General features: G+C 42.3%; 22 protein-coding genes. 16 read left to right on the forward strand and 6 right to left on the reverse strand.

Annotated elements, in window-relative coordinates; translation table 11 throughout:
- Position 1: 1 nt before the first annotated feature.
- The 3 genes from PJIAN_RS05605 to PJIAN_RS05615 all read right to left on the reverse strand — a co-directional run bounded on the left by PJIAN_RS05605 (position 2) and on the right by PJIAN_RS05615 (position 4,391).
- Entirely contained in the window at positions 2-586 is a 585-nt protein-coding gene (locus PJIAN_RS05605) for a hypothetical protein (protein ID WP_068702942.1), read from the reverse strand.
- Between the two features lie 489 nt (positions 587-1,075).
- Entirely contained in the window at positions 1,076-3,172 is a 2,097-nt protein-coding gene (dpp5, locus tag PJIAN_RS05610) for a dipeptidyl-peptidase Dpp5 (RefSeq protein WP_068702943.1), read from the reverse strand.
- Positions 3,173-3,317: 145 nt separating this feature from the next.
- Entirely contained in the window at positions 3,318-4,391 is a 1,074-nt protein-coding gene (locus PJIAN_RS05615; RefSeq protein WP_068702945.1) for a mannose-1-phosphate guanylyltransferase, read from the reverse strand.
- 520 nt (positions 4,392-4,911) lie between these two features.
- On the opposite strand from PJIAN_RS05615, the gene PJIAN_RS05620 reads away from it, so the two are divergent.
- From PJIAN_RS05620 to PJIAN_RS05660, 9 genes are all read left to right on the forward strand, one after another.
- Positions 4,912-6,081 carry a MalY/PatB family protein gene (locus tag PJIAN_RS05620; protein WP_068702947.1) on the forward strand — a complete coding sequence of 390 codons (1,170 nt, stop codon included), beginning with the start codon at positions 4,912-4,914 and terminating at the stop codon, positions 6,079-6,081.
- 360 nt (positions 6,082-6,441) lie between these two features.
- The gene (locus PJIAN_RS05625) at positions 6,442-6,705 is read left to right on the forward strand and encodes a glutaredoxin family protein (protein WP_068702948.1); all 264 of its coding nucleotides are present in this window, start codon (positions 6,442-6,444) and stop codon (positions 6,703-6,705) included.
- 291 nt (positions 6,706-6,996) lie between these two features.
- On the forward strand, positions 6,997-8,307 hold the full coding sequence (locus tag PJIAN_RS05630) for an aspartate kinase (RefSeq protein WP_068702949.1): 1,311 nt from the start codon (positions 6,997-6,999) through the stop codon (positions 8,305-8,307).
- Positions 8,308-8,428: 121 nt separating this feature from the next.
- Positions 8,429-9,586, forward strand: a complete 1,158-nt coding sequence (lysA, locus tag PJIAN_RS05635) for a diaminopimelate decarboxylase (protein WP_068702950.1) — start codon at positions 8,429-8,431, stop codon at positions 9,584-9,586.
- 57 nt (positions 9,587-9,643) lie between these two features.
- Positions 9,644-10,804 (forward strand): glycosyltransferase, encoded by a 1,161-nt coding sequence (locus PJIAN_RS05640; protein WP_068702951.1) that lies wholly within the window; start codon positions 9,644-9,646, stop codon positions 10,802-10,804.
- Between the two features lie 142 nt (positions 10,805-10,946).
- Complete coding sequence (locus tag PJIAN_RS05645) at positions 10,947-12,398, forward strand: aminoacyl-histidine dipeptidase (protein ID WP_068702953.1); 1,452 nt, start codon at positions 10,947-10,949, stop codon at positions 12,396-12,398.
- A 119-nt stretch (positions 12,399-12,517) separates the two neighbouring features.
- Complete coding sequence (locus PJIAN_RS05650; RefSeq protein WP_068702954.1) at positions 12,518-13,465, forward strand: GSCFA domain-containing protein; 948 nt, start codon at positions 12,518-12,520, stop codon at positions 13,463-13,465.
- Positions 13,466-13,959: 494 nt separating this feature from the next.
- Positions 13,960-14,472: a DUF3124 domain-containing protein gene (locus PJIAN_RS05655; protein WP_068702955.1), complete on the forward strand. Its 513-nt coding sequence runs from the start codon at positions 13,960-13,962 to the stop codon at positions 14,470-14,472.
- Positions 14,473-14,518: 46 nt separating this feature from the next.
- The gene (locus PJIAN_RS05660) at positions 14,519-14,776 is read left to right on the forward strand and encodes a zinc ribbon domain-containing protein (RefSeq protein WP_068702962.1); all 258 of its coding nucleotides are present in this window, start codon (positions 14,519-14,521) and stop codon (positions 14,774-14,776) included.
- Between the two features lie 38 nt (positions 14,777-14,814).
- Here the strand turns inward: PJIAN_RS05660 and PJIAN_RS14890 are convergent, their stop codons facing one another.
- Positions 14,815-14,952, reverse strand: coding sequence for a hypothetical protein (locus PJIAN_RS14890; protein WP_153802490.1), 138 nt, complete (start codon positions 14,950-14,952; stop codon positions 14,815-14,817).
- Positions 14,953-14,963: 11 nt separating this feature from the next.
- Between PJIAN_RS14890 and PJIAN_RS05665 the strand changes: the two genes are divergently transcribed.
- The 3 genes from PJIAN_RS05665 to PJIAN_RS05675 all read left to right on the forward strand — a co-directional run bounded on the left by PJIAN_RS05665 (position 14,964) and on the right by PJIAN_RS05675 (position 16,950).
- On the forward strand, positions 14,964-15,332 hold the full coding sequence (locus PJIAN_RS05665) for a hypothetical protein (RefSeq protein WP_068702964.1): 369 nt from the start codon (positions 14,964-14,966) through the stop codon (positions 15,330-15,332).
- A gap of 109 nt (positions 15,333-15,441) precedes the next feature.
- Positions 15,442-15,945: a hypothetical protein gene (locus tag PJIAN_RS05670; RefSeq protein WP_068702966.1), complete on the forward strand. Its 504-nt coding sequence runs from the start codon at positions 15,442-15,444 to the stop codon at positions 15,943-15,945.
- A 12-nt stretch (positions 15,946-15,957) separates the two neighbouring features.
- A complete protein-coding gene (locus tag PJIAN_RS05675) occupies positions 15,958-16,950 on the forward strand; it encodes a YitT family protein (RefSeq protein ID WP_236714379.1) in 993 nt (330 codons plus the stop codon).
- A gap of 12 nt (positions 16,951-16,962) precedes the next feature.
- On the opposite strand, the gene PJIAN_RS05680 is transcribed toward PJIAN_RS05675, so the two are convergent.
- Positions 16,963-17,982: a hypothetical protein gene (locus PJIAN_RS05680; protein WP_068702968.1), complete on the reverse strand. Its 1,020-nt coding sequence runs from the start codon at positions 17,980-17,982 to the stop codon at positions 16,963-16,965.
- A 271-nt stretch (positions 17,983-18,253) separates the two neighbouring features.
- Between PJIAN_RS05680 and PJIAN_RS05685 the strand changes: the two genes are divergently transcribed.
- The 3 genes from PJIAN_RS05685 (at position 18,254) to PJIAN_RS05695 (ending at position 22,611) form a co-directional block, all read left to right on the forward strand.
- A complete protein-coding gene (locus tag PJIAN_RS05685; RefSeq protein ID WP_068702970.1) occupies positions 18,254-21,763 on the forward strand; it encodes a proline dehydrogenase family protein in 3,510 nt (1,169 codons plus the stop codon).
- 147 nt (positions 21,764-21,910) lie between these two features.
- Entirely contained in the window at positions 21,911-22,393 is a 483-nt protein-coding gene (locus tag PJIAN_RS05690) for a hypothetical protein (RefSeq protein ID WP_068702972.1), read from the forward strand.
- An 11-nt stretch (positions 22,394-22,404) separates the two neighbouring features.
- Entirely contained in the window at positions 22,405-22,611 is a 207-nt protein-coding gene (locus PJIAN_RS05695) for a hypothetical protein (RefSeq protein ID WP_068702974.1), read from the forward strand.
- Between the two features lie 77 nt (positions 22,612-22,688).
- On the opposite strand, the gene PJIAN_RS05700 is transcribed toward PJIAN_RS05695, so the two are convergent.
- A complete protein-coding gene (locus tag PJIAN_RS05700; protein WP_068702976.1) occupies positions 22,689-23,174 on the reverse strand; it encodes a hydrolase in 486 nt (161 codons plus the stop codon).
- Positions 23,175-23,780: 606 nt separating this feature from the next.
- Here PJIAN_RS05700 and PJIAN_RS05705 point away from each other — a divergent pair.
- Positions 23,781-24,419, forward strand: coding sequence for a hypothetical protein (locus PJIAN_RS05705; protein WP_068702978.1), 639 nt, complete (start codon positions 23,781-23,783; stop codon positions 24,417-24,419).
- Positions 24,420-24,450 lie beyond the last annotated feature (31 nt).

A 24,450-nucleotide genomic window follows, 5' to 3' on the forward strand; every position in this document is an offset into this window, starting at 1 on the left:
TTTATGAAACTAAAACGTTAGAATTAGGATTTAAGGGTATGCCCAAACTTTCACAAACCCAAATTTGAATAAAATAAGAAAAAGAGGTAGATGAATTAGCATTTAAAAAAAGACATTCTTTGTTTCCCCCAACTGCTTCTATGTACTTATTAAAGTAATCAACAGACGCAGTTAATTCAGAATGGAATTGACTAATTGGTGACCAGATTAAATCAGCAAACATATCATATGATTTAATCATTATTCTTTCATTATGTATTACAACCTCGCTTTTGAGACTTGCTTCCCTTATAAATTCTTCAAATAAGCTCAATATTTCTTCATCTAGTTCTGACAAGAATACATCTCTGCATGATTTTTCAACTTGTATATTCCTTAAAATACCTTCAACCAAATTAGGGTAACTGTTTGAAAGTAGTTGTTCGTATGTTTTCTCATTATCCACTGGGAGAATTAGGGCTGTTTCTTCTCTTGGATTATACCCAGACTTAAGTTGTTTATATTTAATTACAAAATCCCAACTTGTCAAGCGAGAATTAAAATGCTTATAGAAATCGTGAAGTATTTCCTTGTTATCTACAATCATAATTTGTTCGAATTACCTTTTTTTTAATGAAGCACAACATCTGTATATGTGCACCTTTGGTGCACATATATCGACTATAGGTGATTGTTTTTGTTTGTTTAATTATCTGTTAGTATAACGTTTACGCGTATTTTGCAAACAACGTTGAAGGTACACATATCCAATTTATTGATAGATTTATTTTCCTATCTTGATTAAATATCCAACTTGTCTAAAGGATTTATGATATTGTCTATTCCCTTGGTGGTAATATGTGTGTAAATCTTGGTGGTCTTTGTACTTCCTTTGCTCCGACCTACATCAATCCCCTCTCTTTCTATATTTTCACCACAAACATACGATAAATAATTAACAAATTAAATGCAATTTATGACCGGCGTAAAAAAATAATTATTAAGCTAATTGATCGTAAAGAGAGGTGTAAAATAACAAAGGCTTCATTGAATTGTTTTGTTCAATGAAGCCTTTGCTGTGTATGTCCGTATGGAATTACTTCGAGTTTTCAGGCGTTTTTAGCCATTTATTCAACCAGTCGAAGAAGGTGCGTTGCCACAGGATGCCGTTTTGCGGCTTGGTTACCCAGTGGTTTTCGTCGGGGAAGTAGAGGTAGCGCGCCGGAATGCCTCTCAGCACGGCGGCGTTGTAGGCTGCCATTCCCTGCGAAGCCACGATACGGTAATCCTTTTCGCTGTGAACCACCATAATCGGGGTATCCCATTTGTCGACGAAGCGGTGGGGTGAGTTGGCATAACTGCGTTGTGCCGTGGGGTTGTTTTTATCCCAGTAGGCACCGCCCAAGTCCCAATTTACAAACCACATCTCTTCGGTTTCGCAATATTGCTGTTCCAGATTGAAGATGCCGTCGTGTGCCAAAAAGGCTTTGAAACGTTTGTCGTGGTGACCGGCCAGCCAGTACACCGAAAATCCGCCGTAGCTGGCACCCACGCAACCCAGATGTTCTTTGTCCACATAGGGTTCTTTGGCAAGTGCGTCAATAGCCGAGAAGTAATCCTTCATGTTCTGTCCGCCGTAGTCGCCGCTGATCTGTTCGAGCCATTCCTGACCAAAACCGGGCAATCCGCGACGGTTGGGAGCCACCACAATATAACCGTTAGCTGCCATAATCTGCATGTTCCACCGGTAGCTCCAGAACTGGCTTACCATGCTTTGCGGTCCGCCTTCGCAGAAGAGCAGGGTGGGGTATTTCTTGTTTTTGTCGAAGTTGGGAGGATAAATCACCCATGTCAGCATATCCTTGTTGTCGGTGGTTTTAATCCAGCGACCTTCCACGTTGGCAATTTTGAGCTGAGCCATCAGATCTTTGTTCTCGAACGAGATTTGGGTCTCTTTGCCGTCGGCCGGATTGATCGAGAATATTTCGGTGGGAGCCGACATCGACTGACGCGACCCGATCAGGTTTTTGCCTGCAAGATCGATGGAGAGATAGTCGTGCACACCTTCGGTCACTCTGCGGATAGCGCCGCTTTTTACGTCAGCCACAAAAATGTCTTCCACGCCGTGGAACGGGCTGATAAAGTAGAGTTTGCTGTTATCCTTGCTCCAGCAGATGTTGTGAGCGCTCTGGTCGAGCTTTTGGGTATAGTCTTTGGCGGTTTTGGTGGCAAAGTCGTACACCATCAGGCGCGACTTGTCCGACTCGTAACCGTCGTGTTCCATGCTCTCCCAGGCAATCTTTTTGCCGTCGGACGAGAATACCGGATTGATATCGTAGCCCATCATCCCTTCCGAAATGTTTTCGGTGGTTTTGGCGGCAATATCGTAGAGGTAGATGTCCGAATTGGTAGAGAGGGCGTAGGCTTTACCCACCTTTTTGCGGCAGGTGTAGGCAATCTTTTTGCCGTCGGGCGACCATGCCAGTTGCTCCACGCCACCCATCGGGCGCATGGGCGATTCGAATTGAGTACCCTGCAATAGGTCGATGTCGTTGCTCAGTTTGCTGCCGTCGAAATCGGCCACGAAAGGATGAGGATAGCTGTCTACCCATTCGTCCCAGTGGCGGTACATCAGGTCTTCGTTGACGCGGCCCGTTGTCTTGTCGAGTCCGGCAAAGAGTTTCGCCTGCGGGTTCTCTTTTTTGACGGTTTTGATGTAAAGGATGTGTTTGCCGTCGGGCGCATATTTAAATCCTTCGATGCCGCCGTCAATAGACGAAATCTGTTTGCGATCCTGCCCGTCGAGCGTCATCTCGCAGAACTGGTCGTTGCCATCCTTGTCGGGATAGGTAAAACCGATGTGCTTGCCGTCGGGGCTGAAAGCCGGACTGCCTTCGCTCTTGGTCGTCTGCGTCAGGCGTTGTACGCCACTGCCGTCGGCATTCATCAGGTACAGGTCGGCGTTGCTCTTGTTTTGTTCAACGCTGTAGTAGCGCACGCTGTACAATACTTTTTTGCCGTCGGGCGAAACACTTACATCACCCACACGTCCGAAAGCCCAAAGCGCTTCGGGGGTCATCACTCCGTTCTGCACTTTGAAGTCGCTTTTTTCAATCAGCTTAGCTTCGTCTTTTGCATGGGAAGGAGTTGCGCATAAAGTCATAATCAATAAAGTAAAAATCAGTTGCTTCATAAAATGAATTTGAGAATTTCAAAATTTGGGGATGTGAAGATTTGGGGATGTGGAAATGGAACTGACAAAATGAATTAAGCGCAAATGCGATTGATTTGCGCTTAATTTTCACATTCTCAAATTCCCAAATTTTCAAATTATCGGGTTAAATATACTCTTCCTTGAATTTTACCTGTGCGTCGGTAACAAATTGCCGGATATGTTGTTCGTTTTCTTTTTTGCAAATCAACAGTACGTTGTTCGACTCGGCAACGATGTAACCTTCCAGACCATCGATCACCGCCAGTTTGCCCGGTTCGAGCGTCACAACGTTTTCTTTGCTGTTGTAATACTGGGCATTGCACTTGAGAGTAACGTTTTTGTTGTCGTCTTTGTCTGACAAATCGTAAAGCGAGCCCCAGGTTCCCAGATCAGACCATCCGAAATCGGCCGTCAGCACATACACATTGTCGGCCTTTTCCATTACGCCGTAGTCGATGGAAATGTTGTGGCACGAAGGAAAAGCTTCGTTGATAAATTCCTGCTCTTTGTCAGTGTTATAAAATTCCTGGCCTTGCGAAAATTTTTGGTGCATTTCGGGCAGCAGCTTTTCAAAGGCGGCATCAATCGTCTGAAGATTCCAGAGGAACATGCCGGAGTTCCAGAAAAACTCTCCACTCTTCAGGAATACCTTGGCTAATTCCAGATCAGGCTTTTCTGTGAAAGTCATTACTTTGCGAAGCGGACCTTTTCCGTCAGCAATCTGGATATAACCGTAACCGGTTTCGGGACGGCTCGGTTTGATGCCCAAAGTCAGCAGGCAATCGTTCTTTTCGATAAAATCCAGTCCTGTTTTGATAATAGAACCAAACTCATCTTCTTTCAGAATCAGGTGGTCTGATGGAGAAACAATAATATTGGCTTTGTCGGTTTGCGATTTGATGCGGTGTACGGCGTAAGCTATACAGGGAGCTGTATTGCGGCGGCAGGGTTCCAATAATACCTGATCGGCTGAAATTTCAGGAAGTTGTTCAAGTATAAGGTCTTTGTAGATTACATTCGAGACTATAAGAATGTTTTGTGCCGGCACAAATTTGCTGAAGCGGTCAAAAGTCATTTGCAGGAGAGAGCGTCCGGTGCCAAAAAAGTCGAGAAACTGTTTGGGGCGATTGTTTCGGCTGAACGGCCAGAAACGGCTGCCGATTCCGCCTGCCATGATGATACAATAATTATTTTCCATAGTTTTTTTAACCAATTGAATATAAGATTGTTGTTTTATGTTGGTTATGCAAGCAAAGTTACACTATTTTTTGTATCAACACAAAGTGATAGTTTAATTTTTAATACATGATATACTCTTTTGGAAAACAGTAAGGTATGATTCGTCTTGTGTAGCTGAAAGTGAACCCGGATTCAAAACTGAAAGCATCCGTTGTTAAGTCATGTCCGACCTTTCAGGTCGTGTCGGTAGAAGCTTGTCTTCTCGCAGGTCGCCGACCTGTGGTTATGCAAATAAGGCTTTTCAAGCCATTTTATCTGCATGTTTGTTATGTAAGGAGTTGTGTCAAACCTGATAACTATATTATGATCATCCGCAGAATCACCCAAGAGGTTTCATAAGACAACGTCGTAACCCAAAAATAACGCTGGAACTCATCGGGGTGTAAGTTCGTTTTGTAATTAATAGACGCTTCAAGCGAAAATATAAGGATTTCCGCTTCAAAAACAGTAAATTTGCTCTTCATAAATTAGACAAGACAATGAAATATAATTTTGACGAGCAAATAGACAGAGAAAATACGAGTTGTTATAAATACGATTTGAGAGAAAAGGTGTTTGGTACAGAAAACGTGATACCCATGTGGGTGGCGGATATGGATTTCCGTACGCCACGATTCATTACCGATGCTTTGAAAGAACGCCTTGAACACGAGATTCTTGGGTATACTGTGCCGCCTCTCAGTTTGAAAAAAATATGCGCCGACTGGCAAAAGCGCCGTTACGGTTGGGATGCAAATCCGGAGTGGTTCGGTTTTGTGCCGGGCATCGTAACGGGATTGGGTTTTGCGGTGAATACGTTTACACAGCCCGGCGATAAGGTAATTGTGCAACCACCGGTGTATCCTCCTTTCTTTAAGGTGCCGAACGGTAACGGTCGTGAAGTGGTTTACAATCCTTTGAAAGAGGTGAATGGTCGTTATGAGATGGATTTCGATCTGCTGGAGAAACAGCTGAGCGATAACGCGAAGTTATTTATTCTCTGTCATCCGCACAATCCCGGTGGACGGGTGTGGAATCGGGAAACGCTTGAAAGACTCGCCGAAATGTGTGCGTCGAAAGGCGTTTTGATTATTTCCGACGAAATTCATGCCGATATGACCTATCACGCTTTTCAGCATATACCCTTTGCATCCATTTCGGAAACGGCGCGCGATAATTCGGTAACCTTTATGTCGCCGAGCAAAACCTTTAACGTGCCGGGACTGATCAATTCGTATTATGTGATTCCGAATCCGGCCTTGCGTCGTAAATTTGAAACGGCGATGGAGCATGTCGATTTGCATGTGAACCTGTTTGGATTTGTTGCTACGGAAGCGGCTTATACACAGGGTGAAGAGTGGCTCGGTCAGATGGTGGATTATCTGGAAGGAAATGCCCGAACAGTTGTTGATTACTGCGATAAAAATATTCCGGGAGTAAAAGCCATGATGCCCGAATCTTCTTTTTTGGTGTGGATCGACTTTGCGGAACTGGGCCTAAGTAACGAAGCTTTGCGAAAACTGATTATCGACAAAGCCGGGCTTGGATTGAATGACGGACCAACATTCGGTCCAGGAGGAGACGGCCATCAACGCATTAATGTGGGTTGTCCCCGCGCGTTGGTAGTAGAAGCCATGGAACGCATCGAAAAAGCGGTGAAGGCAATGTGATAATGTGCCAATATGAAAATGGAATCTTGGAATTTGAAACATGGGATTTTGAAATCACAAACTTCTAGGCCACAGATTCCTAAGTGGTAAATCGTAAATGTCTATCGGATAGTTTGCTTACATGTTTGTCCTGTAGGGACTCACTATGAATAACCCCGTACGTAGTGCGGGGAAAGAGAGAACAATCGCAGGTATCAACCCTGTGAGGGTTGACTATGGTTAACAATCGAATCGGGCAACCCACTATGGGGTTGAGGGGTCTGCTTATCGTCTGCCGTGCGTTACACGCACGGTTATTTAAAGTCAACCCTTTACAGGGTTAAATTGTAAATCGTAAATGTCTAAATTGTATATTCACCTATGCCAAAACTAACATTATTTATACAGGAAACCTGTCCGTTTTGTCGCCGGGCGTTGAGCTATATCGACGAACTGAAAAAGGACGGAGCATACCAGGAAATTGAACTCGAAATTGTGGACGAGAACATAGAAAAAGAGCGCGCCGATTCTTTCGATTATTACTATGTGCCGACTTTTTATCTCGGAGATGAAAAGCTGCATGAAGGTGGAATTTATCAGGAAGAGGTAAAAGCTTTGTTCGACGATGTCCTGAAACGGAGTTGAAGGCAGGTTTGACGATCATTCCTGTCTGGGGTTAAACCCAAATTGATCAATAGAAAAATTTCTATTGATCAATCGACGATTTTTGCAGATTACCTGCAAAAATATCGGGGTTAACCCTGACAAAAATATTATTTTTCGTCAGCCCTTCGGGCAAATTCCGCTGTTACGGAATTTGGGTTAAACCGACTTAAACGGTTTATTTTGTTCGCTTTTTTGCCTTGAAAGTCGGGGAAAAAGGTTATATTTGCATGATTTTTCAAAAACAAACAGAACACCACTATTTTTCAGAAAATGAAGGTATTAAAATTTGGAGGAACGTCTGTAGGGTCGGCTCAACGCTTCAAGGATGTTGCAAAGTTGATTTGTGATGGTAATCAAAATCTTGTAGTACTGTCGGCTATGTCGGGCACAACCAACACTTTGGTGGAAATATCAGACTATTTCTACAAAAAGAATCCGGTAGGAGCCCTGGAAGTAATCAACGCGCTGGAAAAAAAGTATTTGAATACAACCAAAGAACTTTATGCTGCTGACGAAACCAGACAAGAAGCAGAAGTTGAAATAAAAAAACTGCTTAATTATATCCGTACATTCTCGAAAAGTATTTTTACTCTTTTCGAAGAAAAAATCATTCTGGCTCAGGGCGAAATGCTCTCAACCACGATGATGAACATTTATCTGAAAGAAATCGGTGTGAAATCGGTTTTGTTGCCGGCTCTGGAAATGGTGAAGACCGATAAAAACGGCGAACCGGACAATGTATACATCCGCGAGAATATTGCAAAACAATTGCAGTTGAATCCTGATGCGGAAATCTATATCACACAGGGGTATATCTGTCGTAATTTCTATGGCGAAATCGACAACCTGCAACGCGGAGGCAGTGATTATACCGCATCTTTGCTGGGAGCTGCTATCGATGCTGAAGAAGTTCAGATCTGGACTGATATCGACGGTATGCACAATAACGATCCCCGTTTTGTGGAAGGTACCAAGCCGGTTCGTAATCTGCATTTCGAAGAAGCTGCCGAGTTGGCTTATTTCGGTGCTAAAATTCTTCACCCGACATGTGTGTTGCCCGCTAAACTGAGCAATATTCCCGTTCGTCTTTTGAATACGATGGATCCTACAGCTCCGGGTACACTTATCTCGAACGAAACAGAACACGGGAAAATCAAGGCTGTAGCTGCAAAAGATGGGATTACCGCGATAAAAATCAAATCGGGCCGTATGTTGCTGGCTTATGGTTTTATGCGTAAAGTATTCGAGATTTTCGAAAGCTATCAGACTCCGGTCGATCTTGTTACTACTTCTGAAGTTGGCGTTTCTGTTACAATTGATAAGACCAAACATCTCGAAGAGATCGTTAACGACCTGAAGAAGCTGGGAACGGTGACCGTTGAAAAAGATATGGTGATTATCTGTGTCGTTGGCGACCTGTATCACGAATACGTAGGTCTTCAGGCTATCGTGGTGAACGCCCTCAAAGATGTTCCGGTTCGCATGGTTTCTTACGGAGGAAGTAATTATAACATTTCATTCCTTGTTAATAAAGACGATAAAATTAAAGCTCTTCAGGCACTGCAATCTATCTTTGAATAATTATTTGCTAATAAACTAATTCGCCAATATGTCAATTAGCTGGTTCCACTGAATCTGATAATTGGCATATTGGTTTTGCTAAAAGCTGTTTGGTGCGTTGGCATATTAAAATATAGAATCTATGGTAAAAGGATCTTTTCCTGTCGATAAACTGAGGGTGGTTGAAACACCCTTTTATTTTTATGATCTGCAGTTGTTGAAGCAGAACCTTGAGGCTGCCAAAACAGAAGCCGAACGCTATGGCTATCATGTTCATTATGCGGTGAAAGCAAATGCTAACGACCGTATTCTCGAAACTATAGCTAAGGCCGGTTTCGGTGCAGATTGTGTGAGTGGTGGAGAAGTGGAAGCTTCTATCAAAGCCGGTTTTCCTGCAGGCAAAGTGGTATTTGCCGGAGTCGGTAAAGCCGACTGGGAAATCAACCTCGGACTTGACAACGATATTTTCTGTTTCAATGCAGAATCGATTCCCGAACTGGAAGTGATTGACGAACTGGCCGCCGCCAAAGGCAAGAAAGCCCGTGTGGCTCTGCGTATCAATCCGAATGTGGATGCTCATACTCACCACTATATCACTACCGGCCTGAACGAAAATAAGTTCGGCTTCAATATGGAGGATATGAGCAAGGTGGTGGATTTGCTTAAAACTCTTACCAATGTAGAACTGGTTGGAATTCATTTTCATATCGGTTCTCAAATCACGGATATGTGTCCGTTTCAGAACCTCTGCGTTCGGGTGAATGAAATTCAGGATTTCTTCGAACAAAAAGGGTTCAAACTGGAGCACGTCAATGTTGGAGGAGGATTGGGAATTAATTACCAACATCCTAACCATGTTCCTATTTCTGATTTTGAGGCATACTTCAAGGTGTTTCATAATCATCTGCAATTGCGCCCCCGTCAACAGCTTCACTTCGAGCTGGGACGTGCCATGGTGGCTTCTTGCGGTAGCCTGATCACTAAGGTGCTCTATGTGAAAGAAGGAACTACCAAAAAATTCGCGATTGTGGATGCCGGTATGACCGACCTGATTCGTCCTGCTCTTTATCAGGCATATCACCATATCGAAAATATTACATCCGACGAGCCATTTGAACCGTATGATGTTGTGGGCCCGATTTGCGAATCGTCCGATACATTTGGAACAGCACGTATGCTCAACGGAACAAAACGCGGAGATTTGATTGCTCTTCGTTCTGCAGGTGCATATGGCGAAATTATGGCATCCCGCTATAACCTGAGAAAATTGCCCGGAGTTTATTATTCCGATCAGGATTGAATTTTGGAAAGGACAGGCAATCAACTGAAAAAATAAATTTGCTGAAGATAAATCGAGATGAATATTTTAGCCTCTCTACAACGTTTGACGGCAATCGACTATTGTTTGATGGCCGTTTTGTTGGTAGTGTTTGGAATACAGATTTACTATTATAGTTATCACTTCGCATCTATTATTAAATACAGGAAGAAAAGAGACAACGGCATTGTTCCGTTTGTAGAGAATCTTCCTCCTGTGTCTGTGATTATTTGTGCTAAGAACGAGTCGGAGAACCTGCGTCAGTTTCTTCCTGCGATCCTCGAACAGGATTATCCCTGCTTTGAGGTGATTGTTGTAAATGACGGCTCGACCGACGAAACTTCCGATTTGCTTCAGGAACTAAGCCTTACATATCCGAATCTCTATCGCACTTTTGTTCCGGAGAATGCCAATATTCGCAGTACCAAAAAGCTAGGGCTGACCATTGGAATTAAGGCGGCCAAGTTTGATGTACTGTTGTTTACTGATGCAGATTGCAAACCTGCCAGCAACAAGTGGATCGAAAATATGGCCCGCAATTTTACTCAAAGTACCGAATTTGTACTGGGTTATGGAGCATATATGCAGGAAAATGGTTTCATGAGTCGTATGATCTCTTTTGATACACTTTTTATCGGCATGCAATCTCTGGGGTATGCTCTCAATGGTCATCCATACATGGGTGTGGGACGGAATATGGCGTACCGGAAGGAAACTTTTGTGCGGATGAAAGGCTTTTCCAAATCACTTGGCATTCAGTCTGGTGACGACGATCTGTTTGTGAATAATGGGGCCAATGAATACAATACCCGTGTAGAAATATCGGCTGAAAGTGTTACATGGTCGGTTCCGAAGTCTACTTACAGGAGTTGGTTCCGGCAGAAAGAAAGACATTTATCGACATCGTCTTTCTATAAAGCGGATGGTTTGTTGCGTATTGGAGTTGAAGTGGCCTCACGGGGATTGTTTTATGCCTTGATTTGTGCAATAGCGATTTTGTCTCCCTGGACATTTGGAGTTGTCGCCGGTATTGTTTTCTTGATGCGTTATTCTGTACAACTGATTGTTGTCAATAAAGTTGCCAAGCAGTTTAATGAACGGAAATTCTATTTTTCTCTGCTGATGTTTGATGTTGTGTTGCCTCTGATAAGCCTTTACATCAAGATCTTTAGCAAGAAGAGTATTTTTAAGTGGAAATAAAACAGTTGCTTTTATATATGTACAGCCTCCGGTATTATCGGAGGCTTTTTTGTATTTGTTTGTCACTCATTCTTGTTACCTTTGCGTATGGAATGTCGTCTGAAACATTCACAGACTACACAAAAAACAAAAAAATAATATCATGTCAGTATTTAATGATTTAGAACCGAAGCTTCTTTGGAGCTTCTTTGATGAAATTCGTCAGGTGCCTCGTCCTTCAAAAAAAGAGGGTAAAATTATAGCCTATTTGAAGGCGATCGGCGAAAAGTTGGGTGTTGAAACAACGGTTGATTCTGCCGGGAACGTGGTGATGCGTAAAGGTGCAACTGCCGGCAAAGAGAAATCACCGGCTGTGATTCTGCAAGCACATGTTGATATGGTTTGTGAGAAAAACAGCGACGTGACCCATGATTTCGAGAATGATCCGATCGATATTTTTATTGAAGATAATTGGTTGAAAGCCAAAGGGACCACTCTGGGTGCGGATAATGGAATTGGAATCGCGGCTGCATTGGCGGTATTGGCTTCGGATACTATAGAACATGGCCCGATTGAATGTCTGTTCACCGTTGACGAAGAGACCGGACTTACAGGAGCTGCGGCGTTAAGTGCCACTGCATTGAAAGGAAGTGTACTGCTTAATCTTGACTCCGAAGAAGATGGCGAGATATTTATCGGTTGTGCCGGAGGTATCGACACGGTGGCAACTTTGGCATACACACCTGTAATGGCTCCAAAGAACTATTTTTGGGCTACTATAAGTGTGAAAGGATTGAAAGGCGGGCACTCCGGAGACGATATTGAAAAAGGCCTGGGAAATGCTAATAAAATACTTAATCGTTTTTTGTGGCAACAAGCGCGTAAAACTGAGTTGCGCCTGGCTGACTTTAACGGTGGTAATCTTCGTAACGCTATTGCACGCGAAGCTCATGCGCTGATTGGAATTCCATTTGATCAGAAAGAGCAGCTGAGAATTGATTTTAACCATTATATTACCGATGTAGAAGGAGAGCTTTTGTTGAAAGAGCCAGGCATCTGTTTAGAACTGGAGTCCGAAGAAGCACCGACCACGGTTGTCGATAAGAAAACCAGTGATTTACTGCTTAATGCCTTGTATGCCTGCCCTCACGGCGTTATCCGTATGAGTGATGAGCTTCCGGGTTTGGTGGAGACTTCCACAAATCTTGCTTCTGTGAAGTTTGACGGCAATAATAATATTGTTATTACAACCAGTCAACGCAGTTCTATCGAATCGGCAAAACACAATGTGGCGGCTATGGTTAATAGCGTGTTTACGCTGGCGGGAGCCTTGGTTAAGCATGGTGAAGGATATCCTGGTTGGAAACCGAATCCCAATTCTCCGGTAGTGAAAGTTACTGTCGATGCTTACGAACGTCTTTTTGGGGATGTGCCTCACGTAAGAGCAATTCATGCAGGTTTGGAATGCGGATTGTTCCTTGAAAAATATCCTCATTGGGACATGGTCTCTTTCGGACCTACCATCCGCGGCGCTCACTCTCCGTTCGAACGTCTCGATATTGAAGCAACACAGAAGTTCTGGAAGTTGCTGGTCGACGTGCTGAAAACGATATAATGATCAGGGCTCAGGAATCAGGGATGAGGAATTGGTATGGCGTTAGTTTTGCCTTATTTTTACACGCGATTTCTTATCCCTGATTCCTTCTTTTTTTAATCCTAATCTCTGAGATCCTTATGAAACTGATTACCGAAATATCAATCCCGTCTCCGTTAATATCCGTCACCTATGACAGGCCGTTGCTTACTATGGGTTCGTGTTTTGCAGAGAACATGGGAGAGCGGTTGCGGCAATACGGTTTTGATAGCGATGTAAATCCGTTTGGGATTTTGTATAATCCGCTCTCTATAGCTTCTTCTCTTGAACGTTTGATGAGCGGCAAACTGTTTACGGAAGCAGAGTTGTTTCAGTATAATGGCTTGTGGCACAGTTATGCGCATCATGGTAGTTTTTCAGCTGTGGCAATCGGCGAAACTTTGGAAAAGATAAATGCAAGTTTGGTGACGGCTGCGGAGCGTTTAGCTGATTATGGCATTTTGCTGGTGACGTTTGGTACTGCATGGGTCTATCGCAAAAATGATAGTGAAAATGTAGTGGCTAATTGTCATAAGGTGCCGGAAAAATACTTCACGCGTTCCCGCTTGTCGGTTGAGGATATAACTTCCCTCTGGATTCCTCTTTTGCAAAGATTGAAGCAACTTAATCCTAATCTTAGAGTCCTTTTTACCGTGAGTCCGATTCGTCACTGGAAAGACGGCGCTCATGAAAATCAATTGAGCAAAGCTGCTCTGTTGTTGGCTATTGAGCAGTTGAAAGATAGTTGTGACATTGCTTATTTCCCGGCATACGAACTGATGATGGATGAATTGCGGGATTATCGCTTCTATGCGGCAGATATGCTTCATCCTTCCGATTTAGCTATTGATTATATCTGGGAACGTTTTGTTGCCAGTTGCTTTGATAAATCTACCCGTGAAACCATGCGGGAAGTAGAACAGATTAACAGAGCGATGTCTCACCGTCCTCTTAATCCTGATTCGGAAGAATACTTGCGTTTCCGAAAGCAAACCTTGCTCCGCAAGGCCGATTTATTGCAACGTTTTCCTCATTTACGGTTGGATTGATTTTTTTTAGTGTTAAATAAGCTAAATAGTTTATTTTATTAAATTAGACATAAGGATATTTTTCTAAATTTGCCAAGTCGGAAGATATAGATATTGTCATTTTTTCTAAATCATATTCTTCTGACATTTCTTCCAAAATCTTTAGAGAAAGGCCAATCATCCCTGATGTCAGTTGATGATTGGCCGCGTGCCGGCAGTCATTCTTATTTTTCTATATATTTTTCACTAACCAAAATTGTTTTCAGAGCTTTATTGCAGGATGCGAATTAATGTTCGTATCCTGCAGTTGGCTATTATGTCGTTTCTGATATTTTTTAGCAGAAGTACTCATTCGATGTTTATATTTGTAGCCGGAAGACCTTAGCGACAATCACAAAGTTTAATTGCTTATGAAACTAAAACATGGTATAGAGATATTGACTCGAATTAGTTGTGCTTCAAACTTTCAGTGCTATTCTTTTTATCCACGAATTTTGAAAAAACACACATACAGAATGAGAAATATCAGTTTGTTCTTTCTGGCTGCTTTTGTGATTCTGTCATGTTCAAAAAAAGGAGATTCAGGAAGGGTGCATTCTGTTAATTGGGAAGCTCGCGTAGTTGGCCAAAAGGATATTTCAAAGTTAGTTCAGGGAAGTACATACCTGCCGGTTTATTCTTCAATATATCAATTACACGAAAATAAAACGTACGATCTGACCGTCACGGCAAGTATTCGTAATATTTCTCCGGCGGATACGGTTTATCTTCAAAAGGCTAACTATTACGGAACCGATGGACGATTGGTGCGTAAATATCTGCAACATCCGGTTTATATCAAACCGCTTGAAACGCTCGAAATTGTTATTTATGAAAAAGATCGGGCAGGAGGTACCGGAGGTAATTTTGTGTTCGACTGGGCTGCAAAAAGTGAGCAGAAAGCTCCTCTTTTCGAGGCTGTTATGATTTCGACTTCCGGACAGCAGGGACTCTCGTTTCTGACCCGGGGTGTGAGAATTGAGCGATAGCTGTAAATGATTAATTGTTAGTGTTTAATGCTGAAAAGATATTGCAATGAAAAACCATAAATTTTGCCAGAGTTGCGGCATGCCGTTTAGGGAAGACCCGAATGGAGGTGGAACCAATGCTGATGGTACAAAGAGCGCTGCTTATTGTAGTTATTGCTATCAAAATGGAAGCTTTACTTTTAATGGCACACTGAAGGAATTTAAGGAACATTGCCGGCAAAAGATGATTGAAAAAGGTATTTCAAAATTTATTGCATGGCTGTTTACCCGTGGAATTGGTCGTTTGGATCGATGGAAAAAATAAAACAATCAGGAGAAGTGATAATTTGTTGATACTTATTTTTATTCGGGGGTTTGAGTAAGGGGAGAGATAAGGCGCAGGCCGAAATCTCTCCCTATTTGTTTTTCTGTTATTGCCTGATTTTGCCCTTTTTGCAATTCATTGGGAATGGATATTTGTGTTATTCGTTTATAAATCATATCTTTGTGGTATGAAGAAGATGTTTCGAAACTACACGCTTGTGAAAATTGCATTGCTATTTTGCTTTGTGATGAACCTCAATGGAGGAATTCCGTTGCTGGCCGCAGAAGCTGAGCATCATTCGTCGCATTCTTCGTATGTTTTGGCCGTGTCTCCTTCCGATCATTTCGGAATTGCCGGTCAGGCGAAATTGTCCGGTGGTGTTAATGTCAGTTTGCCTGTAATGAGCAAAAATCATGTCAGGGAAACAACGCTTGCGATCCGCAATATTGCCTCGGTATATTTCAACAATCTTTCGCAATATACTTTCTATGCCGATAACCTCATTCGGCGTTTAGAGAAGCCGGATATCGTTTATCCGTTCCATTCTTTCTGGTAATCTTGTTTTTAGTTGAATCCGCATGATGGCGGAAGTGATTTTTTTGTCCGTCGACAGGCTATTGTACTGCCGGTAGTCGGATTGTGTCTTACTTTTAAACAACTAAAACATGGAAATTGGAACGACAATTGTCGGAATTATTATCATAGCGGTTTGCATAGCATCGTTGGTGTTGATGAGCCGCAGCAACAAATCAAAGCAAAATAACTTAAAGAAGTCTCTTGTAAATATAGCCTTGCATAATCATTGTGAGTTAACGCATTCGGAAGCTTGTGGAAATGTAGCCATTGGTATGGATGCTGCAAAAAAGAAGCTCTTTTTTGTGAGGAAGAAAGGCGAAGAGAACGTTTCTCGTATGTTGGATCTGAACGGACTTGCGAAGACTTACGTAGTGAATCTTAGTCGCACGGCGGGAGAAAAAGGTGAGTTGAAAGCGACTGATAAACTGGAGCTTATTTTGACGTTTCGGGAAAAGAATAAGCCTGACGATAAACTGGAGTTTTATAATGTAGAGAATGACAGTTTACGGCTTATGGGTGAGTTACAAATGATTGAAAAATGGAATAGCATTTTTAATCGATTCGTAAATGGAGATTCGATAGAAAAAATGTAATTTTGAACTGACATGAAAGCAATCTGTGGCAGAAACTACAGATTGCTTTCTGTTGTGTTTTTTACAGAAATCATTATGGATAAAACAGAAATTACATCTCAGAATGAACTAAACGTTTCTGAACCACCTGTGTTTGTGCCCGATTCGAAAGGGACAATCTGGTTGCATGTGAAAGATATCGTTTTGATTGTTGCCGGCATATTTTCGGCAGCATTCGGGCTGAAAGGCTTTTTGCTGACGAATCATTTTATAGACGGTGGTGTGACGGGGATATCGCTTTTGATATCGGCCGTTACGGGATTGCCATTCGCTCTGTTGATTTTCTTTATCAGTATTCCCTTCATGATACTGGCTTATCAGGTCAACGGTAAATTGTTTGCTGTAAAAACGGCATTGGCTATTACCGGGTTGTCGTTGTGTCTGGCGACAGTCTCTTTTCCTGACGTAACGAAAGATAACTTGCTGGTTGCTGTTTTTGGCGGAATCTTTCTGGGAGCCGGTATTGGCTTGGCCGTGAGGGGAGGTGCTGTGATCGATGGGACGGAGGTTCTGGCCGTTTATCTGAGTCGCAAATTGAGGACAACCATGGGGGATATTATTGTCGTAATCAATGTGTTGATTTTTTCGCTGGCAGCTTATTTTTTGTCTGTGGAAATTGCTCTTTATTCGATGATTACTTATGTGTCGGCTTCAAAGGCGCTCGATTTTCTGGTAGAAGGGCTGGAAGAATATATCGGGGTTACTATCGTGTCGAAACGAAGTGAAGAAGTCCGACAGATGATTATTGATGTGATGGGGCGTGGAGTGACGCTCTATTGCGGTAAGAGGGGATATGGCAAACACGGTGAAACTCAGAGTGTGGACATTGTATACACGGTAATTACCCGCCTCGAACTGGCAAAACTGAATACAGAAGTCGAGAAGATAGAGCCGGATGCGTTCATTGTTATGAACCGGGTAAAAGATACGAAAGGTGGTGTCATTAAAAAACGACCTCTTCACTGATGTGTTATCCGGTTAATTCTTCAGATAGGGAACCTGTTTGTTTTCTATCACATATTTCTTTACAGGGTGCGAAATTTTGCGCTGGCGTAAAGAAACCGCAGTGACTTTTACCGTGACGTCAATGGATTGTAGCTTGTTGCCGTTTTTCAGACAAACAAAATATTCTCCTTTCAGAGGTGATGTGATACGCGAAAAGTCGTTCACAACATTACCTTGTTTAATCCATTTGAAGGGCTTTCCGGCTTCGAACAGAAATGCATTGGTGGCATCGGTGATCCAGTATTCCACGCTTTCGCCTCCTGAAATGGAGGTGAGAAACGACGTGCCGTTGAGTGCCAGCGCTGCTAGCGGACCGTAACCGGGAATCGCGGAAACCAATGGGCTGGCCGATCTTAGTAGGCCTGCAGTTGCGTCATTGAAGGCTTTGTTCCCTGCCTGATTGACTCCGATATAGTAGCTGTAAGCGATGGTTTGTAATGGCAACGTATACGAAAACGACATCTTATTGCTTTTGGTGGATAGCAAGGCATGAATATTTACCACTTTGTCGGTGAGATTTGAAATTAAGGTGTCGGTAACAAGAGTCGTTTCCGTTTCGTTCTTACATCCGATAGTGTCTTTGGTAGTTTTCCAGTAAACGGTGGTGTTGAATTTTGCGGGTGCTTCACTTCCCGGAATCCGTTGAACGGAATATCGGCAGATTTTATCTTTCGGATCATTGTTTGTGAAGCGAAACAGGTAGATGCCGGTGTGAGGTATCGATATTGTTTTTTGTTTTATTTTGGATGTCTTGTAGTCGGCAAATTGAGAAGATGACGGATATTCAAGAATTTCTACGCGGTCTATTTTCCCTCCTTTTTCAGATTCAAAAGAAAAAACCAGTTGGTCGCCTTCTGCTAATCCGCACAAGTATTCATGCGTTGTCTGTTTTTCAACCTTGACTGTCGATTCATACACATTGATCGGATTTTGCCCCATAATAAATGACACCATTGTCATCATCACCATAAAGATACCGCAACGTAGTTTCATCTTATCCTTTTTTTGTTGCAAAATTAAGCTTTTCCATCCATACGAGTGGCTTTTGCATTCTGAAAAACGACAATTGCGTCTGGTTTAGACTCATCGTGTCACGTACTATGGTAGGGATTCACGAATCGTATTGTTCAATTATTTTGTGGGAATTAATACAATTCGCTTGTTTTTAATTTATCTTTCGAAGATATTCGATGGGTAGGTCACTCCTCGTGACTCCCCTATAAACAGGGACTTGAAGCGAATTGTTATTTCTAATACTGCATTTATGGGAACACTCAATGCTACCGAAGTTATAGAATGGGCGAAACAGTTTCTGTCGCAAGCAGAACAGGAATTGACTGTTGAAGAAAAAAAAGAGCAGGAAAAGTATGCTATCCTGATTCAAAATCCGAAAGATAAATTTTTGCTGTCGAAATTACTTGACGAATCGTTGCAAATACGAAGTAATAAGCGGCTGGCACGTAGGATGAAAACTCTTTTCGATCGTTATGGCGTTCCTTCTTTTTTCGATAAAACAGATGCTTTTCTTATTAAGGTATTTGCCTGTTTTGGGTATCTGTTTGATTTTATTGCAGTTCCTGTCTTCAAAAAACGGCTTCGTTCCGATACCGCAAAGGTGATAATAAACGAAGAAGCCTCTTTGTTGAATCGTCATCTAAACGAGCGGAAACGACAACATATCGGGCAAAATGTCAATTTGTTAGGAGAAGTGGTTCTGGGTGACGGAGAGGCAGATCATCGTTACCGACATTATCTGGAAGCCCTGAAAGATCCCCGCATTAATTATATTTCGATCAAAATTTCGGGTATTTATGCTCAGATCAATCCACTGAATTACGAGCAGAATAAAATAGATCTGTGCGAAAGACTCTCCCATATTTATCAACAGGCAATAGATTATCCTTTTGTGGATGATGATGGTCAGTCGAAAGCCAAATTTGTCAACCTTGATATGGAAGAGTATAAGGATACAGAACTTACGCTCGATGTTTTTCTTACCGTATTAAGTCAGCCGCAATTCAAAAACTATTATGCCGGCATTGTGGTGCAGGCGTATCTGCCTGATGCATGGGGATTTCAAACCCGGTTGCTCGAATTTGCTAAAAAACGGGTTGCCGAAGGTGGTGCTCCTATCAAAATGCGTTTGGTAAAGGGTGCTAACCTGCAAATGGAAAGCATTATTTCCTCGCTTAAGGGTTGGGAGAATCCGGTATATGATTCGAAAGTGAAAGTGGATGCCAATCATTTGCATGTTCTGGAGCGTGCTTTGGAGCCAGGGAACGCAAGAGCGGTTCATGTTGGTGTGGCGACACATAATTTCTTCAGTATTGCGTACGCTTACCTGCTGAGCCGGAACAATGGAGTTGATGAGTATGTTACCTTCGAAATGCTTGAAGGGATGGCCAATCATTTGCCTCGCGTTATGCGCAAACTGGGACGACAGATTATTTTGTACACTCCGGTGGTAAGTGATGAGCATTTTTTGAACGCAGTTTCATATCTTGTTCGTCGTTTGGATGAAAATACGGGAAAAGATAATTTTCTTAGTTATTCCTTTAATCTGAAAGTAGATAGTGAGCACTGGAAGTTTCTCGAAGCTCAGTTTTTGCAGGCCTATGCTCTGAAAGACAGCGTGGAGGTTACTCCTTTAAGACGACAAGACAGAACAAAAGAAGGGTCAGCCATACAAGCGGATTTGCATTGTTTTAAAAATGAACCCGACACCAACTTTGATCTGAAGCCAAATAAAATATGGGCGGATTCTATTCGTCGTGCCTGGATGAGGCATAAGGAAGATAAACCATATGAGATACCGGTTCAGATTGGAACCAGGCACTCTTTGTCAGAGAAGAAGAGATTGTATTTAGATCGTAGCCAAAACGATGAAGTGTGTGTCTGTAAGGTGAATATGGCTAGTCATTCGCAGGTGAGGGATATTGTAATGCTTGCGGAGAAAGATGCATCGGAGTGGAGAAAGAGTTCGCTCGATAAAAGAAATCGTATTTTGCACAAAGTGGCAGATCATCTTGCTGCGAAAAGGGGACACCTGATCGGATGTATGTCTGCAATTACAGGCAAAACATTTAATGAAGGTGATGTGGAGGTGTCGGAAGCAATCGATTTTTGTCGTTACTATCCTATTTCTATGTCTCGATTCGAAGCGCTTGAAACAATAAAAATCTCACCTAAAGGTATCGTGTTGGTCATTCCTCCCTGGAATTTTCCGCTGGCAATTCCCGTAGGAGGAGTAGCGGCGGCACTTTCAGGAGGGAATAGTGTAATCCTGAAGCCAGCAACGGTTGCTTATCCGGTGGCTTGGGAGTTTGTGCAATGTTTTTGGGATGCAGGAGTGCCAAAAGATGCGTTGCAGATTGTTTGCCCCGATAGTCGCGAATCTTTGGGTTACCTGACTGCCCATCCGGCCATCAGCCATGTTATCCTGACCGGAGGAACCGAAACGGCTTTTCGTCTGTTGGAAAGTAATCCTACATGCCCGTTGTCGGCAGAAACGGGCGGAAAAAATGCGATCATTCTGACTGCAAGCGGAGATCGGGATCATGCAATCCAAAACATTATGACCTCGGCCTTCAGTAATGCAGGACAGAAATGTTCGGCATGTTCATTGCTTATTCTAGATAAGTCGATTTATAATGACACAGACTTCAAATTAAAGCTTATTGATGCAGTCACAAGCCTGCACACAGGTAGTGTTTGGGAGGGAGGAACGGTTGTGGGGCCAATGATTACCTCTGAAAACGAGAAATTGCTTTATGCCATCAACCATCTCGAAGACGGTGAGTGGTGGTTGGTTGAGCCCGAGTTTGCCGATGAAAAACATTATATGTTGAAGCCTTGTGTGAAGTGGGGTGTAAGGCCGGGTAGCTATACCTTTACTACCGAGTTGTTCGCTCCTTTGCTGGCGGTGGTGTGTATGGATGATCTGGAACATGGCATTGAATTGGCAAATAGTTCGGATTATGGTTTGACTACCGGTTTGCAAAGTCTCGACGAAACGGAACATGCTTTGTGGAAAGAGAAGATAGAAGCCGGTAATTTGTATATTAACAGAGGAATAACCGGAGCCATTGTCAGTCGACAGCCGTTTGGAGGTATGAAATTGTCGGCTTTTGGTGGTGGAATTAAAGCTGGCGGTCCAAATTATGTTTCTTGTTTTGTGAATATAGAAGAAGCTTCGCTTTATGATTCGAAAGATGTGATTGAATACAGCTCATTATCACAACTGTTAAAAGAAGAAGAACGATCCCGTTTCGCGGCGGCTGTTGACAGTTATCAGCGAAACTACAGAGAAGAATTTGCTGTTACCCGGGATATTCATCAGTTGTACGGCGAACAGAATCTTTTTCGTTACTTGCCGTTGAAAAATATGATTTTCAGAATACAGCCGGAAGATAAACTTTGCGATGTGCTGATGGTGTATGTGGCAGCTCAGATTGCAAAGACCCCGATGGTGTTAAGTCTGAATCCGGGAGATGAGGTGAAATTGAAAAAACTTGCCTCTGTTGTTCGCGATGGAGAGCTTGTTGTTCAGTCGGATCTGGAGTTTCAGAATGAGTTGGGATCATATGATCGTGTGAGAAGTTGTAGTTGTGCCTTGCCATTGGATGTCTTCAAAAGAGCGGCGTCTCTTGGAAAATATATTGCTACAGTAAAGCCTTTGTCTGAAGGTCGCCTTGAGTTATTGCACTATTTGAAAGAACAAAGCATAACATACGAATATCATCGTTACGGTAGTATCTCGGAAATCCCGGAATGATTTACACAGCTTTGTCTTGACCGAAGTTGATAATCCCCGGAGAATAATTTATATAAAAATGAAAATCTCGGTTGATTTTGGTCGTAAATGTGTGTAACTTAGTGGAATCAAAAGAGCGTATTGTCGTACCCGCTAAAATCTAAAGTTATGAATAATCATGTTGTGAGGTATAGTCATAAGATATTGAAAGAGAAAAGGTTGGTTCTTGAGGTGTTGCAGGGCGATTTCGCTATTAGTACTTTGAAAGTGAACCGTGATATTTTGTATGCCGACAGACTTTACAATCCGCATTTCGATTTGTTGCATGATATACGGGAGGCTCGAATGAATTTTACGCTGGAAGAACATACGGCTTATCTTAATTATTTAGGGAAAGAAGCTAAGGTTTTTACGCAGCGTAAAGCTGCAATTTTGACCAGTGAATCGGCTCTTGCTAAATACTCCGAGTGGTTTGGAACTTTTAATGGTTTGTATGATGTCGAGTTTAGGGTGTTTAGTTCTCTTGGTAAATGTTTGGAATGGATTAATCCGGATCTTATTGAGATGGAAATTGCCAACGAAATTGAAAAACTCAGAACGGCTTCGTGCTCCCAATGCTTCAAAGAACCTAATGCTTTTACCGGTTTTTAATTAGTTGGATTATGGCTTCTTATTACGTTAACCGACAACCTTTACCTACAGGCGAACATGAAGTGCATCGTTCCGACTGTGAGCATTTGCCCAATATCAAAAACCTCTATTATTTGGGTAACCTTGACTCTGCTGAAGAAGCTATTCTGGAAGCGGAAAAATATTTTGTAAAAGTGAACGGTTGCGAATTTTGTTGTAATGTTGAAGCTACAACATAAAAGGCAGGCTTTAAGCTTTGCGCAAAAAACAGCCGGAAGAGAGCGATCTCTTTTCCGGCTGTTTTTTGTGCCTGTAATTATTGGCGAACCTTCGCGATAATCACAACATAATTTTTGCCATATTTCTTTGCGCATTTGGGACAAGTTGTGTACCACATATACATTTTCTCAAGCTCCATGCCTTTTTCTTTTATGTGTTGGGTGAAATCCGCACACCATTTGTCTGTCTCTCGGAAGTCTCCTTCGTAAACGCGACTGTAAAACGTGCCCGATATTTCGACGTTTGACGCCATGTATACTTCTTTGTCAACTGCGGCGTAAATGTCCATGTTCCATTTAGAGGTGTGTTCCGACAGACACATCCAATCCTCCATTTTTCCATCCGAATCTTCTATCAGGTGTATCAATCTGGTAATTTTCTTTCCAAAATTGACAGGATAATAGAACAATGTGAGAACGCGGTCTTTCACAAAACGCTTCTTCTCCCATTGAAATAGCTTGTCGTCCCATGGTGTCGGATCAAAGGGAGGGCAACATTCGACATTGTCTGATTGTGGTTTCATAATGGCTTGTTTGTTTGGAGTTGTGCTTTGTTTTAATACAAAGGTACTTCAAATAGAAAGGTTGTATACAAGTGATCAGGATAATTCTATCCAATCTTTAATTTTCAATCTGATTGTTTCCTGATTTTTCCGGGTGTAATTGTATAGGCAGTTTTTGCTTGCGTATCTGGATGTTGGATTGTGTAAATATGATTAAATATAATTAACATATAAATTAGGGTTATATTTAAATTAATGAACTATTTTTATCCGCTAAGTTTTAATTTGTCAAATACATATTTTATATTGTCAATAATATAAAATAAATATTCGCTCAATTGTCTTTTAATTATCGCGAAAACGTTGAGTTTGGGCTTTTGATTATGTGCGAATGAAATGAACATGTTGCTTTATATGGCTAACCGTGATGAGTAAAAACGGTAGCAACATGAAAGCATATTTGACCAGTTAAGAAATTATTCTGCACAAACCAGAACGATGTCATTTTGATGTAATAGTTGTTGCGCTGCGCAACTGTTTGTAATCCGTACCTCTCCTTTATTGGATGCTCTCTGCATTTGCAACGAACGGTGTTGTTTTCCCCTCATTCCTTTATTTTACTACTACATGAATACATGTGTTGTTTGTTTTTGGCTCGTATTTTTTGTTCTTCTGGCTGTCTATGTTTATCTTGATCTGAAGCACGACTTATTGCGTGATCAGAGTACTGCAGCCCGTAAGCCCTGGAGCTTTGCTCGTACTCAGTTGGCTTGGTGGACTTTAATTATTATGTCGGCTTTTGTCGCTGTTTTGATTAAGTGTAACACGGCTCCTCACCTTACTTCTTCAGCTTTGATTTTATTGGGCATAAGTGCAGCAACGGCGACCGGAGCCCGGTTGATTGATATATCGGATATGAAACAGGAAGATATATCGGTTCGCCACCAGGATATTGCCAGTGAGGGATTTCTTATAGACCTTATTTCCAATCAAAATGGAGCAAGCATTCATCGTCTGCAGGCTTTGATTTTTAATCTTGTTTATGGAGTCTGGATGATTGTTGAAGTGGTAAATAATCTGAATAATGGAGTCGCCTGCGATTTGATTATTCCGAATATGGACGCCAATGCTTTGATCTTGCTTGGGATAAGTTCGGGTACGTATGCGGTTTTGAAAACTCCCGAAAACAAAGTGGCTCCAAATGCAGTTTCTCAGGATAAACCGGCACCGGATCAATCGGGTCAGTCTGTTCCTCCAAGTGTATGAACTGAGGTTAGTCAGTCTTGTATTTGGGCAA

This window comes from Paludibacter jiangxiensis (genome assembly GCF_001618385.1).
In the GTDB taxonomy this organism is placed as follows: domain Bacteria; phylum Bacteroidota; class Bacteroidia; order Bacteroidales; family Paludibacteraceae; genus Microbacter; species Microbacter jiangxiensis.